Source organism: Sphingobium sp. TomMM15, assembly GCF_055397045.1.
On the sequence record NZ_AP027314.1, the window covers coordinates 229335 to 241682 of the forward strand.

Sequence of the window (12348 nt, forward strand, 5' to 3'; positions counted from 1 at the left end):
GTCTTACGCCGCTCCCAATTCGCGGGGAAGCTTGAACGAGATGGTTTCGCGCGCCGTCTCCACCTGCTCCTCCGTCACGTCGAATCGGGCGGCGAGCCGGTCCACGACTTCGCGCACCAATATTTCGGGGGCGGAGGCGCCTGCGGTCAGGCCGAGGGTCGCTACATTCTCCAGCCACGCAAAATCGATGTCGTCCGCGCGCTGGATCAGCCGGGCCGGCGTGCCCTCGCGTTCGGCCACCTCGACCAGACGCAGCGAGTTGGAGCTGTTGGGCGCGCCGATCACATAGACCGCGTCGCAGGCGGCGGCGATCGCCTTCACCGCCGCCTGTCGGTTCGACGTCGCGTAGCAGATGTCCTCGCCCTTGGGCGCGTGGATCGACGGGAATCGGCGCTGAAGCGCTTCGACAATCGCGGCCGTGTCGTCCACCGACAGGGTGGTCTGGGTCAGGAAAGCAAGATTGTCGGGATTTTCGGGGATGAAGCTCTCCGCATCCTCGACCGTTTCGATCAATGTCATGTTGCCTGCATCGACCTGCCCGAAGGTGCCGACGACCTCGGGATGTCCCTTGTGACCAATGAACAGAATATGGCGCCCTGCCTCGACCTGCCGCTCTGCCTGCCGGTGCACCTTGCTGACCAATGGGCAGGTGGCGTCCAGATAGTCAAGGCCGCGTTCTTCCGCCTTTGCAGGCACCGCCTTGGGCACGCCATGGGCGGAAAAAACCACGGGTACGCCGTCGGGCACTTGATCCAGTTCCTCGACGAAAATCGCGCCCTGCGCCCGCAGATTGTCCACGACATATTTATTATGGACGATCTCGTGTCGGACATAGACGGGCGCGCCATATTTCTCGATCGCCTTTTCGACGATGATGATGGCGCGGTCCACGCCAGCGCAAAAGCCGCGCGGGGCGGCGATCAATAGCTTTAAGGGAAGACGGGCGGTCATGGCTGCCGCTTAGGCCAATGTCGCGCCGGAAGGAAGGGGTGAGGGGAGGCGCGTTCCTTTCGGTTGCGTGAGCGGCGGGGTGCGGATAAGAAGCCCCAGCCTGTTCCCAAGGGATTGCCTCGTGACCTTTTCTCGACTTGCGCTGACCGGAATGCTCGCCCTTGCCCTTGCGGGCTGCTCGCGCCGGGGAGAAATCGATGCCACGGGTGGCGTCGTCGCCGTCCGCTCGGCCTGCCCGACCGCCGCGATCCCCGCCTATACGGGTGACGTGACGCTGTTCAATCCTGCTGGCAGCACCGACGCCCGCGCGATCGACGTGGTGGCGAACATCACCGACCTGCGCGCCACCTGCTCAGAAGGCGCGCAATTCTACAGCGAGGCGAGCTTCACCGTGAACGCCCGCCGTTCCGACGCCACCGCCGCGCGGCAGGTGACGCTGCCCTTCTTCTCCGCCGTGGTGCGTGGCGGCAACGCCGTCGTCGCCAAGCGTGTCGGCCAGGTCGTGCTGGACTTCCCCGCTGGCCAGTATCGCGCCACCGCGACCGCGAAGGCAGGCTCCTATGTCGACAAGGCCGCAGCGACGCTGCCCGCCGACATTCAGGCGAAGATCACGCAGAAGCGCAAGGCGGGCGATGCCGACGCGGCGATCGATCCCTTCGCCCAGCCCGACGTCAAGGCGGCGCTGCAACGAACCAGTTTCGAGCTGCTCGTGGGTTTCAACCTGACCCAGGACCAGCTCCGATATAACGCGACACGTTAAGAGCGAACCCAATCTTCCGTTCGCCCTGAGCTTGTCGAAGGGCTCTACTTCTTGCAGGGAAGGATGAGGCTTCGATTTTAGCCCAGCCCGGACGGGTCTTGTGCTTTTCGAGGAAACACCCTTGTCTCTCTACATTCGTTTCACTGCCCATCTGAATGCCGTGCTGGACGCGCTGGAGGCGGAGGGCACCTTGCCCGCTGGCCTCAATCGCAAGCCGGTCACGGTCGAGCCGCCCCGAGATGCCAGCCATGGGGACCTCGCCACCAACGCGGCCATGGTCCTCGCCAAGCCCGCAGGCACCAACCCGCGCGCGCTGGCGGAAAAGATCGTCGCTGGCCTTGAAAAGCTGGAAGAGGTGGAAAGCGCCACCATCGCTGGCCCCGGCTTCATCAACCTGACGCTGACCGACGCCACCTGGCGCGCGGAACTGGCGGCGATTCACGCCGAGGCTGCGGATTACGGCCGATCCGACACGGGCAAGGGCGTCACCGTCAACGTCGAATATGTTTCCGCCAACCCCACCGGCCCCATGCATATGGGCCATTGCCGGGGCGCGGTAGTCGGCGATGCGCTCGCGACCTTGCTCGAATATGCCGGGCACAAGGTCATCCGCGAATATTATATCAATGACGCAGGCGGCCAGGTCGATGTGCTCGCCCGCTCGGCCCATGTCCGCTATCGCGAAGCGCTGGGCGAAGATGTGGGCGCGATCCCGGAAGGCCTCTACCCCGGCGACTATCTCGTCCCAGTCGGCCAGGCGCTCGCCGCCGAATATGGCGACAAGTTCGTAGGCGCACCCGAAAGCGAATGGCTCGTCCCCTTCCGCACCAAAGCCGTCGCCGCAATGATGGTGATGATCCGCAGCGACCTCGCATTGCTTGGCATCCACCACGACATCTTCGCGTCCGAAGCCGAACTGCAAGCCGCCGGAAAGCCCGAAGCCGCCGAGAAATGGCTGCGCGATCATGACCTCGTCTATGACGGCGTTCTCGAAGCGCCCAAGGGCGAAACGCCCGAAGATTGGGAGCCGGTCGAGCTTCCCCTGTTCCGCTCCACCAAATTCGGCGACGATCAGGACCGCCCGATCAAGAAGTCGAACGGCGCCTGGACCTATTTCGGTGCCGACATGGCGTACCATTTCCAGAAGGCGCAGACCGCCGACCAGCTGATCGACATTTGGGGCGCCGACCATGCGGGCACGGTGAAGCGCATCCAGGCCGCCGTCGCCGCGCTGACCGAGGGCAAGGCGCGCTTCGACGTCAAGCTCATCCAGATGGTCCGCCTGCTGCGCGAAGGCGAGCCGGTGAAAATGTCCAAGCGCGCGGGCAATTTCGTGACGCTCGCCGATGTCGTCCGCGAAGTGGGCAAGGACGTCGTCCGTTTCACCATGCTGACGCGCAAGGCCGACGCCCAGATGGACTTCGACTTTGCCAAGGTGGTGGAGGCGTCGAAGGACAATCCTGTCTTCTACGTCCAATATGCCCACGCCCGCATTTCTTCGCTTGGCCGCCGCGCCGAAGAGGCACAAATTGCACTTCCCGCGCCCGACCTGTCCCGCCTTGGGACTGAAGAACTTAATCTTGTTAAGTTAGCGGCGCAGTTCCCGCGGGTGGTGGAAGGGGCTGCATCGGCCCGTGAGCCGCATAGAATCGCTTTTTATCTCAACGACTTGGCTTCTGAATTCCATAGCTGGTGGAATTTGGGGAACGACAATCCGCGCGCCCGCGTCATCCTGACGGACGATCCGGACGTAACTTCTGCGCGCCTTTTCTTAAGCCGTGGAATCGGGCAAATCATCCGTAATGGCCTAGCCCTGATGGGCGTGGCTGCGTTGACGGAAATGCAATAGCCAGGCGGAGGCACGGATAAATGGGCGACTTTGCGAGGGGGCGGCTCGATCTGGACGACGACGAGCGTCTGCCCTGGCTGGAGCCTGGTATCGAGGATGAGGAGGATGAGGGGCTTTCCCCCGTCCGCCTGCTCGGCTTCATCCTGGTTGCGCTCGTCCTGCTGGGCGGCGTGGTTGCGGGCGTCTGGTTGCTGAAGAACCGTTCGACTGGCGGCGGCGAAGGCAAGCTGATCGCCGCGCCTGCGGGCGATTACAAGGTCCCCGCCCGCGAGGCTGATGCGAAAAAGTTCGAGGGCGAGGGCGATGCCAGCTTCGCCGCCAGCGAAGGCGTCGTGCGCGACGGCCGGATCGATCCCAGCCGTGTGCCTGAAGCGCCCGTGACCGCCACGGCCCCTGCAAAGACGCGCCAGGCCGTGCCCGGCAAACCATCGCAGAGCGTGACCGCGCGCGTCGCCGACGAAACCAACGTCCGCCCCGCCGCCGTCCAGCCGGTGCACAAGGGCGGGGCCGTGATCCAGCTCGGCGCCTATGGCAGCCAGTCCGGCGCCCGGGACGCGTGGACCCGCCTCTCCAAACGCTTCGCCTATCTCGCCCCGCTCACCATGTCGGTCGAGCCTACGCAAGTCGGCGGCAGCACCCTCTACCGCCTGCGCGCGACGGCGGGCGCTCAGGCGAATACGCTCTGCGGCAAGCTGAAGGTTGCTGGTGAGAGTTGCATAGTTGTGAACTGACGAGAACTTCCCTCTCCCCTTTAGGGGAGAGGGTGCCGAGCGTAGCGAAGGCGGGAGAGGGGAACGCCGGTGCGCGATCGAAAATCGCTGGAATTTGCTAAGCAACTGCGATCCAGCTTAACTCCCGCAGAAGCGCGCCTCTGGTATCACCTGCGCGCCAAGCGTTTCTCTGGCGCTAAGTTCCGCCGCCAAAGTGTGATCGGCCCGTTCATCGCCGATTTCACCTGTCGGGCGGCGATGCTGATCATCGAGATTGACGGCGATACGCACGGTTCAACTGCTGAGTACGACGCAGATCGCACTGCCTATCTAAGCGAGCAAGGCGGGAGCGTCATTCGCTTCACCAACACAGACGTTATGCAGAACATCGAGGCCGTCCTGTCCATGATAGCGCAGCGCCTTCCCCTCTCCCCGACCCTCTCCCCTAAAGGGGAGAGGGAGTAAGTTCTCACTCTCTCTCGCTCTCTACTACTCCCACCCCCAACAACCCCTTCGACACGCCGCTCCTTCGCCGCTACCATCCGCCCTCATGAAACCGGTAATCTTCGGCCTCTCCGGCGAGACGCTCACCTCTGACGAACGCGCCTTCTTCGCCGATGCGCAGCCTGCGGGCTATATCCTCTTTCGCCGCAACATAGCTGACCGCGCCCAATTACGCGCGCTGACGGACGACCTGCGCGCGCTTCACGGCCGCGACGACCTGCTGATCATGATCGATCAGGAAGGAGGCCGCGTCGCCCGCATGCAGGCGCCTGTCTGGCCCAGCTTCCCGCCGGGCGCCGTGTTCGACCGGCTGTATGACATCGCTCCGTCCAGCGCGATCGCAGCCGCCCGCGCCAATGCCCATGCCATCGCGGTGACGCTGGCCGAAGTGGGCATCACCGTCGATGCACTCCCCCTGCTCGACGTGCGGCAGGACGGGGCCAGCGACATCATGGGCGACCGCACCTTGGGCGCTGAGCCGATGCGGGTCGCCGCGCTTGGCCGCGCTACTCTCGAAGGATTGGCCAGGGGCGGGGTCGTCGGCATCATCAAGCATATGCCAGGCCATGGCCGCGCGATGGTGGACAGCCATCATGAATTGCCGATCGTGACGGCGAGCGAGGAAGAACTCGCCATCGACCTCGCGCCCTTCCAGACATTGAAGGCCGCACCGATCGGCATGACCGCCCATGTCATCTATACCAGTTGGGACCCGGACCTGCCCGCCAGCCTCTCCGCCTCGGTGATCGAAACGATCATCCGTCAGCGGATCGGCTTTAACGGCCTTCTCATGTCGGACGACCTCGACATGAAGGCACTGAACGGAAACATCCCTGAATTGGCGGCGGGCGTCGTCGCAGCCGGCTGTGACCTCGCGCTCAACTGCTGGGCGCGGATGGACGACATGATCGGCATCGCCAACATTCTTCCCGATATCAGCACGCACTCGAGGGCCCGGTTGGACCGCGCCATGGCGTCGACGCAACTCGATCAGGACAGCCCGTCCCTGGAACAGCTTCTCGCCACCCGCGACAGCCTGCTCTCCGTGGTGGCTGCGTGAAGGCGAACGCCATCCGCCACCTTCCGGCGGAGCCGCTTGAATGTTCGCGAGGAGCCCGCAGAATGCGCAGAGAAGGCGCGATGGGGCATCTCAGCGCGCATAAATTTTCACGCGGAGGCGCGGAGGCGCGGAGGCGCGGCGCCCCTGGCGAAGCCGCTAATCCCGCTACCCTCACCCTCAATTTTCAGGCAACTTTCAGAGCGCTGCGCGCGCCTCAAACCCTCCGCGTCTCCGCGCCTCCGCGTGAAAAATCACTCTTCGCGCAGCCCACGCGCCAGAGAGCCGCCTGAACCATGGACGACCTCTTCATCCCCCCGCCGCAGCCGCGCGAAGACATGCTGAACGTCAGCTTCGAAAGCTGGGAAGGGCCGCTCGATCTTCTTCTCGCGCTCGCCCGCTCGCAAAAGGTCGATCTGCGGGAAATCTCCATCCTCGCGCTGGTCGAACAATATCTGGCCCATATTGAGGGCGCGCGGAAGCTGAAGCTGGAGCTGGCGGCCGATTATCTGGTGATGGCGGCGTGGCTCGCCTACCTCAAATCCTCGCTTCTGTTGCCCAAGCAAGCCCAGCCTGATCCCAACCCCGACGAACTGGCGCTGCGCCTGCAATTGCGGCTCCAGCGGTTGCAGGCCATGCGGGAAGCCGGTGCCCGCCTGATGGCGCGCGACCGTGTCGGCCGGGACGTGTTCGTTCGCCCCCGTCCGGAGGGGCTTCGCCTCGTGCGCAAGGCGAAATGGGCCGCCAGCCTCTACGATCTTCTGCAATGCTATGGGCAGGTGCGCGCGCGGACGCAGCCCGTCGTTCACATGGTCGTCGCCCGGCCGGTGATGACACTCGACGAAGCCATCCAGCGTGTCGGCGCGCTGGTCGGGTCGGCGATCGACTGGACGGTGCTGGAATCCTTCCTGCCCGATGGTCAGGATGGGCCGATGGCGAAATCCGCGCTCGCCAGCAGCTTTGTCGCCGCGCTGGAACTGGCGCGGCAGGGGCGGCTGGAAATCCAGCAGGACGGCATTTTCGAGCCCATTTACCTGCGCGCCGCGCTGCCGGAACAAAGTGGGGGACGTTTGTTGTAATGCAGGAACCGGACGATTTCATGCGCGCGGTGGAGGCCGCCCTGTTCGTTGCCGAACATCCGTTGACCACCGTCGAATTGCGGCAGCATGTGGGGGAGGCCGGGGACATCGCCGCCGTGCTTGCCGCGCTGTCGGATCATTATGCCGGGCGTGGCATCAATCTGGTCGAACGGGGCGGGCGCTGGCATTTTCAGACGGCGGCGGATCTTGCCCATATATTGCGGCGGGAAAAGGATGAGACTCGCAAACTGTCCCGCGCCGCGATGGAGACGCTGGCCATCATCGCCTATCATGAACCTGTCAGCCGCGCGGAGGTCGAGGCCATTCGCGGCGTGCAGGTGGCCAAGGGAACGCTGGACGTGCTGATGGAAGCGGGCTGGGTCCGGCCAGCGGGCAGGCGGGAAGTGCCGGGCCGTCCACTGATTTACGCCACCACGCACGAATTTCTGTCACATTTCGGTCTTAGCAGCCGCCGGGATCTGCCGGGCATGGACGATCTGCGCGCTGCCGGATTGCTCGATCCCGTCGATCTCGCGCTGGAGGGCCTGGGGGCTCAATCCGTTCTGGAAAATGATGAGGAAGAAGCCTAGAAAGGGCTTACTGTCAGGAGAAAGTTAAAATGGGTTCCTTTTCGTTGATGCACTGGGTCATCGTTCTCCTGGTGGTCATGCTGTTGTTTGGCGGCGGCCGTATCTCCGGGTTGATGGGTGACGTTGCCAAGGGCATCAAGAGCTTCAAGAAGGGTATGGCCGACGATGACGACGACATCGCGCCCGCCAAGCCCGCTACGCGGATCGAAGGACATCGTGTTCCTGAACAGGACGCACCGACCGCCACGTCCGAAGAAAAGACCAAGGCCTGATTTTCATTTCACGCCCAAGCGGTAGGCGCGCATGTTCGATATCGGTTCGACCGAACTTCTGCTGATCGTGATCGTCGCGGTGGTCGTGATCGGTCCAAAGGATTTGCCGCGTGCCCTGTACAAGGTGGGCCAGATCGTCGGCAAGGCGCGCGGAATGGCGCGCCATTTCCGCACCGGCATCGATGCCATGGTGCGGGAAGTCGAGATGGAAGAACTGGAAAAGAAGTGGGCCGATCAGAACCGGCGGATCATGCAGGAACATCCGGCCGACGCTTCAGCAGTTCCCGCGATCGAGCCATTGCCGGGCTCTGTGGACAATCCCGCACCCGCCGCCACCACGCCTCCGCCGCCCTTCGTGGCGGAATCGGCGCCCGTTGTTCCGGCTCCTGCTGCCGACGGCCCACCCTATATCGCGGCGCAGTCCGCTCCGGCCGGTAAGGGCGACGCGCAGGCATGAAGGACATCGATGATTCCAAGGCGCCGCTGCTCGACCATCTGATCGAACTACGCGGGCGCCTGCTGAAATGCGTATGGGCGTTGTTCATCACCGGCGCGGTCTGCTTCTATTTTTCAGACAAGCTATTCGCCTTTCTGGTGCATCCTTTGAAGGAAGCCTTTGGCGACGCGGGCGGGCGACTGGTCTATACCAAGCTGTACGAGGCCTTTTTCGTGCAGGTGAAGGTGGCGATCTTCGGGGCTTTCTGCATCTCCTTCCCGATCATCGCGAACCAGCTCTGGGCCTTCATCGCTCCGGGCCTTTATGCCAAGGAAAAGAAGGCGTTACTGCCATTCCTGGTGATGACCCCGGTCCTGTTCCTGATGGGCGCCAGCCTCGCTTATTATATCGTCATGCCGACCGCGTTCCATTTTTTCCTTGGATTCCAAGGAAAAAGCAGCGGTCTCCAGGTAGAGGCGCTCCCCAGCGCCGATGCCTACCTTACGTTAGTTATGCAGTTCATCCTTGCATTCGGAATTAGCTTCCTGATGCCCGTCCTGCTGATGCTGCTCAATCGCGCCGGTTTCGTCACCCGCGCCCAGTTGATTGGCCTGCGCCGCTACATGATCGTCGGCGCCTTCATTCTCGCCGCCGTACTGACGCCGCCCGACGTCGTGTCGCAGCTGATGCTCGCCATTCCCCTATTGCTGCTTTACGAAATCACGATCGTCGCGATCTGGTTCACCGATCGCAAGCAGGCCCGGGAAGCTGCCGTCGCAGCCGCGGACGGAGCCGACGCTTCCACCAGCTAAAAAAAAGGCCCGCCATTAGGGCGGGCCGCAAGGGTGGGAGCCTGTTTACGCTGCTTACTTCGCCGCGTCTTCCACGGCCGCGCCAGCGCTCTGCACGTCTTTGCCAGCGCCTTCGACGGTGTTGCATGCAGCCACCATCAGCGAACCGGTAAGCAGCAGAGCGGCAAGGATCTTCTTGGTCATGGTCGTCTCCTAGGAAAAACTCGAGCCGGACAGCCTCGCTATCCAGCAGCTGAGGAGGAGAACCCACGGCCGCGAAATACGTTCCGCATCCGGAAATATCTGGTTTTGAATGGAAAAAGCCCAAAAAATCTGAGCCCGGAACGCGTCGGGGGGGGGAGATGCGTTCCGGGCTCATGTTTTTTTGGATAGCAAGAGCGGGGGGCAAAAGATTTGCTATCCGGTATGCAGAACCCACCATCGTGAGATTTGGTTCCGCCGTTTTTTCATCTCGAGATATTTTTATTTTCCAGCAAAATCAGATAATTGGATAATTATCCGAAAAATCTCTCATGCTGGCTCCTTTAGATGAGTGGCCGTCCGCTATTCCTATATTCGGGCCGGATGGTGGACGGCGGGAGTGTGTCCTGAGGCACTGGGGGCGGAACAATGATAGGCGCTGTAACATCGGGACCGACGGGTTCGGCGTAGCGATCAGCGGCGCGTGGACTGGTCGGCCAAGCGCGAAGGGAGGGGCCTGACTGCCATTCCCGGCCGGAATAAGGAATGCGAAACGCCGCCTCCGTACCGTGAAACCCGGGCATCTGATAGAAGATGTGCGCGCCGATCACGGCGACGGCGCGCTTCGATGCAGCCCATCCTGGCCGCACTGCCAGCGTGTGGTAGAAGGTCGCGAGCCCCACTGGGGCATAGACACGGCCCGCAAGCGCCTGTTCCGCTATGCGGCGGGCGCGCGTCCAGCTTTGCACATGGTTGGCCCGGCCCATGGACCCGTCGCAGCTGAAGGTGAATTGACACAGGGAATCGGTGCGCTCCGACCCCTGATAGACGACGCCGCATACGCTATGGGGCCAGAGCGGATTGCGAACGCGGTTGAGAACAACCTGAGCGACGGCGCGCTGGCCTTCTTCGGGTTCGTTGCCCGCCTCATAATAGATGGCGGAGGTCAGGCAGTTGATTGCCCGGGAGCTGTCCAGCGGCGTTTGCCCACGAAAGGCTGCGGCTGGAGCGGCATCGACGTTGCCGAGCTTCAGGACATGTGGGCTGTTGCCGGGTGAAGCGGGCAGATCCTGAAAGATGCCGTCAACGAAGAAGTAGGCAGAACCGGGGAAATTTTCGCCCGGCTTTTCCGCGACAGCATCGCGTGACGCTGCGTCAGCCAGCATATCTAGCGGAGCGGCAGTGATCAGGCGCGGCAAGGCAAGCGCGATCACCGCCAGCGCGGCTAATGCCATATGCCATAATCGCGCGCGCGCCATGTCTGAAGCCGTCTGCTTTCACAAATTCATCGCGGCGGTGTGCCGCACGACCCGTCCTTAGCGCAAAAGCCTTGCCACTTTCTTCCCGCCCGATGCGATCTTTGTGCGGCAATGAAAACGGCTCTTTGGGTGGATGAGCATTCCCTTGCTTGGCAAGCGTGCATCCGCTCCGCTATGCGGGGAACATGCTGGTTCAGAATGATAGCCTCGCCCTGATTGGCAACACGCCGCTGGTACGCCTTACCGGCCCATCGGAAGAGACGGGCTGCGACATCTTCGCCAAGTGCGAATTCGCCAACCCCGGCGCGTCGGTAAAGGACCGCGCAGCGCTCTTCATCGTCAATGATGCGGAGGAAAAGGGGCTGTTGCAGCCGGGCGGCACCATTGTCGAAGGGACAGCGGGCAATACCGGCATCGGGCTTGCGCTGGTAGCCAATGCGAAGGGCTATAAGACGATCATCGTCATGCCCGAGACCCAGAGCCGGGAGAAGATGGACACGCTGCGCGCACTGGGCGCGGAACTGGTGACCGTGCCTGCGGCGGCCTATTCCAACCCCGGCCATTTCGTCCACACGTCGCGCCGGATCGCCGAAGAGACGGAGAATGCGGTCTGGGCCAATCAGTTCGACAATATCGCGAATCGCAAGGCGCATATCGTCGGTACGGCCGAGGAAATCTGGCAACAGCTGGAGGGGCAGATCGACGGCTTCACTTGTGCAGCGGGCACTGGTGGCACGATCGCTGGTGTCGGGCTCGGCCTCAAGGCGCATGACGAGAATATCACCATCGCGCTGACCGATCCCTATGGCGCGGCGCTCTATAATTATTATGCCCATGGCGAGTTGAAGGCGGAAGGGTCGTCGGTGGCCGAGGGCATCGGGCAGGGCCGTATTACCGCCAATCTGGAAGGCGCGCCGATCGACACGCAGTTCCGCATTTCCGATGAGGAAGGACTGCACTGGGTCGAACGATTGCTGGCGGAGGAAGGGCTTTGTCTTGGCCTGTCCTCAGGGATCAACGTCGCAGGCGCGGTGGCGCTGGCGAGAGAGCTGGGGCCGGGCAAGCGGATCGTCACCATCCTGTGCGACACAGGCTTCCGTTATCTGTCCACCCTCTACAATCGTGAGTGGCTGGAAGCGAAGGGCTTGACGGTCTTCCCCTGGCTCGCGCACAATCGCTGATCGCCGACAAGGGTCGCGGCGACAAGATAAAGAGCGCTTAATGGCTGAACATCCCCGCCGACAGGAAGGGTTGCAGCGTGTCCAGATCGGCCTGACGGGGCTGGCGGGCGTGGTGCTCCTCGTGGGTCTGGCGAATATCGTGATCGACAAGGCGCGGATCGATGATCCGGCAGTGCCGCCGCCGACCGTGCCGACCCTGGACGTCAATGCAGTCGCGCCCAAGGAGCCCTTGGCGGAGCTGGGCGTGCAGCCCGCGCCGGAACAGCAGCCGATCGTCCCGGATCTTCAGCCGGACCCTAATCTGAGCAAGCCGATGGATCGCGACCCACAGCCATCCGGCCGCTGAACGTCCGAACCGAGCCGTGCATTGCCTGAAGGGCGCTACGCACATTCCTGATGCTTTGGCTGGGATCGGCGCTGGTCCTGCTCAGTGGCCCGCGCTGATCCCGGTTCCAATCGCTGTCATGCTGGGCTGGAGGCTGGGTGGCTTCGCGCGGTATGGGCCGAGGACACTGATCGGCGGGATTTTCTGGGCAATGTTGGGATTAGCGATTTTGGCGAGGTTAAGCTGTTGGCGCGGGGAGGTGTTGCCTTGCCAAACTCGTCTCAAGGAGCGCGAAAATTGATATAGAACCAGAACAAAACGGGATTTCCCAAAATCTCCCGACTTTTCCCTTTTCTTGTGCCCCGGCCCTTGGTATCTAATTC

At 62.8% G+C, this 12348-nt stretch carries 15 protein-coding genes; 12 read left to right on the forward strand and 3 right to left on the reverse strand.

All coding sequences use genetic code 11. The annotated features are described in order from the left end of the window. Nucleotides 1-3: 3 nt before the first annotated feature. Nucleotides 4-951 carry a 4-hydroxy-3-methylbut-2-enyl diphosphate reductase gene (ispH, locus tag ACZ51H_RS01255; RefSeq protein ID WP_464771922.1) on the reverse strand — a complete coding sequence of 316 codons (948 nt, stop codon included), beginning with the start codon at nt 949-951 and terminating at the stop codon, nt 4-6. 151 nt (nt 952-1102) lie between these two features. On the opposite strand from ispH, the gene ACZ51H_RS01260 reads away from it, so the two are divergent. The 10 genes from ACZ51H_RS01260 to tatC all read left to right on the forward strand — a co-directional run bounded on the left by ACZ51H_RS01260 (nt 1103) and on the right by tatC (nt 9020). After that, nucleotides 1103-1711 (forward strand): hypothetical protein, encoded by a 609-nt coding sequence (locus ACZ51H_RS01260; protein WP_464772567.1) that lies wholly within the window; start codon nt 1103-1105, stop codon nt 1709-1711. A 121-nt stretch (nt 1712-1832) separates the two neighbouring features. Beyond that, nucleotides 1833-3560, forward strand: coding sequence for an arginine--tRNA ligase (gene argS, locus ACZ51H_RS01265; protein WP_464802202.1), 1728 nt, complete (start codon nt 1833-1835; stop codon nt 3558-3560). Nucleotides 3561-3580: 20 nt separating this feature from the next. Further along, entirely contained in the window at nt 3581-4291 is a 711-nt protein-coding gene (locus ACZ51H_RS01270; RefSeq protein ID WP_464802203.1) for an SPOR domain-containing protein, read from the forward strand. Between the two features lie 69 nt (nt 4292-4360). Continuing rightward, nucleotides 4361-4735: an endonuclease domain-containing protein gene (locus ACZ51H_RS01275; RefSeq protein ID WP_464802204.1), complete on the forward strand. Its 375-nt coding sequence runs from the start codon at nt 4361-4363 to the stop codon at nt 4733-4735. Nucleotides 4736-4820: 85 nt separating this feature from the next. After that, on the forward strand, nt 4821-5834 hold the full coding sequence (gene nagZ, locus ACZ51H_RS01280) for a beta-N-acetylhexosaminidase (protein WP_464802205.1): 1014 nt from the start codon (nt 4821-4823) through the stop codon (nt 5832-5834). Between the two features lie 293 nt (nt 5835-6127). Beyond that, on the forward strand, nt 6128-6910 hold the full coding sequence (locus tag ACZ51H_RS01285) for a segregation and condensation protein A (RefSeq protein ID WP_464802206.1): 783 nt from the start codon (nt 6128-6130) through the stop codon (nt 6908-6910). Beyond that, on the forward strand, nt 6910-7500 hold the full coding sequence (gene scpB, locus ACZ51H_RS01290; protein WP_464794332.1) for an SMC-Scp complex subunit ScpB: 591 nt from the start codon (nt 6910-6912) through the stop codon (nt 7498-7500). Before ACZ51H_RS01285 ends, scpB begins: the two co-directional genes overlap by 1 nt. Nucleotides 7501-7529: 29 nt before the next feature. Next, the gene (locus ACZ51H_RS01295; RefSeq protein ID WP_196225436.1) at nt 7530-7772 is read left to right on the forward strand and encodes a twin-arginine translocase TatA/TatE family subunit; all 243 of its coding nucleotides are present in this window, start codon (nt 7530-7532) and stop codon (nt 7770-7772) included. Between the two features lie 31 nt (nt 7773-7803). Further along, a complete protein-coding gene (gene tatB / locus ACZ51H_RS01300; RefSeq protein WP_464794333.1) occupies nt 7804-8229 on the forward strand; it encodes a Sec-independent protein translocase protein TatB in 426 nt (141 codons plus the stop codon). Further along, on the forward strand, nt 8226-9020 hold the full coding sequence (tatC, locus tag ACZ51H_RS01305) for a twin-arginine translocase subunit TatC (protein WP_449471326.1): 795 nt from the start codon (nt 8226-8228) through the stop codon (nt 9018-9020). The genes tatB and tatC overlap by 4 nt, the downstream gene beginning before the upstream one ends. A 54-nt stretch (nt 9021-9074) precedes the next feature. Here the strand turns inward: tatC and ACZ51H_RS01310 are convergent, their stop codons facing one another. Both ACZ51H_RS01310 and ACZ51H_RS01315 read right to left on the reverse strand, forming a co-directional pair. Further along, entirely contained in the window at nt 9075-9203 is a 129-nt protein-coding gene (locus ACZ51H_RS01310; RefSeq protein ID WP_196225439.1) for an entericidin A/B family lipoprotein, read from the reverse strand. Between the two features lie 341 nt (nt 9204-9544). Next, nucleotides 9545-10459, reverse strand: coding sequence for a cell wall hydrolase (locus ACZ51H_RS01315; RefSeq protein ID WP_464802207.1), 915 nt, complete (start codon nt 10457-10459; stop codon nt 9545-9547). A 185-nt stretch (nt 10460-10644) separates the two neighbouring features. Here ACZ51H_RS01315 and ACZ51H_RS01320 point away from each other — a divergent pair, with 185 nt between their 5' ends. Next, entirely contained in the window at nt 10645-11640 is a 996-nt protein-coding gene (locus ACZ51H_RS01320; protein WP_464771930.1) for a cysteine synthase A, read from the forward strand. Between the two features lie 40 nt (nt 11641-11680). Continuing rightward, complete coding sequence (locus ACZ51H_RS01325; RefSeq protein ID WP_449471330.1) at nt 11681-11986, forward strand: hypothetical protein; 306 nt, start codon at nt 11681-11683, stop codon at nt 11984-11986. Nucleotides 11987-12348 lie beyond the last annotated feature (362 nt).

What these genes read in the sequence shown, in the direction of transcription:
- ispH (WP_464771922.1), bottom strand. Translation starts at nt 951, where the DNA reads ATGACCGCCCGTCTTCCCTTAAAGCTATTGATCGCCGCCCCGCGCGGC.
- scpB (WP_464794332.1), top strand. Translation starts at nt 6,910, where the DNA reads ATGCAGGAACCGGACGATTTCATGCGCGCGGTGGAGGCCGCCCTGTTC.
- tatB (WP_464794333.1), top strand. Translation starts at nt 7,804, where the DNA reads ATGTTCGATATCGGTTCGACCGAACTTCTGCTGATCGTGATCGTCGCG.
- ACZ51H_RS01310 (WP_196225439.1), bottom strand. Translation starts at nt 9,203, where the DNA reads ATGACCAAGAAGATCCTTGCCGCTCTGCTGCTTACCGGTTCGCTGATG.
- ACZ51H_RS01315 (WP_464802207.1), bottom strand. Translation starts at nt 10,459, where the DNA reads ATGGCGCGCGCGCGATTATGGCATATGGCATTAGCCGCGCTGGCGGTG.
- ACZ51H_RS01295 (WP_196225436.1), top strand. Translation starts at nt 7,530, where the DNA reads ATGGGTTCCTTTTCGTTGATGCACTGGGTCATCGTTCTCCTGGTGGTC.
- ACZ51H_RS01260 (WP_464772567.1), top strand. Translation starts at nt 1,103, where the DNA reads ATGCTCGCCCTTGCCCTTGCGGGCTGCTCGCGCCGGGGAGAAATCGAT.
- nagZ (WP_464802205.1), top strand. Translation starts at nt 4,821, where the DNA reads ATGAAACCGGTAATCTTCGGCCTCTCCGGCGAGACGCTCACCTCTGAC.
- ACZ51H_RS01270 (WP_464802203.1), top strand. Translation starts at nt 3,581, where the DNA reads ATGGGCGACTTTGCGAGGGGGCGGCTCGATCTGGACGACGACGAGCGT.
- tatC (WP_449471326.1), top strand. Translation starts at nt 8,226, where the DNA reads ATGAAGGACATCGATGATTCCAAGGCGCCGCTGCTCGACCATCTGATC.
- ACZ51H_RS01285 (WP_464802206.1), top strand. Translation starts at nt 6,128, where the DNA reads ATGGACGACCTCTTCATCCCCCCGCCGCAGCCGCGCGAAGACATGCTG.
- ACZ51H_RS01325 (WP_449471330.1), top strand. Translation starts at nt 11,681, where the DNA reads ATGGCTGAACATCCCCGCCGACAGGAAGGGTTGCAGCGTGTCCAGATC.
- ACZ51H_RS01320 (WP_464771930.1), top strand. Translation starts at nt 10,645, where the DNA reads ATGCTGGTTCAGAATGATAGCCTCGCCCTGATTGGCAACACGCCGCTG.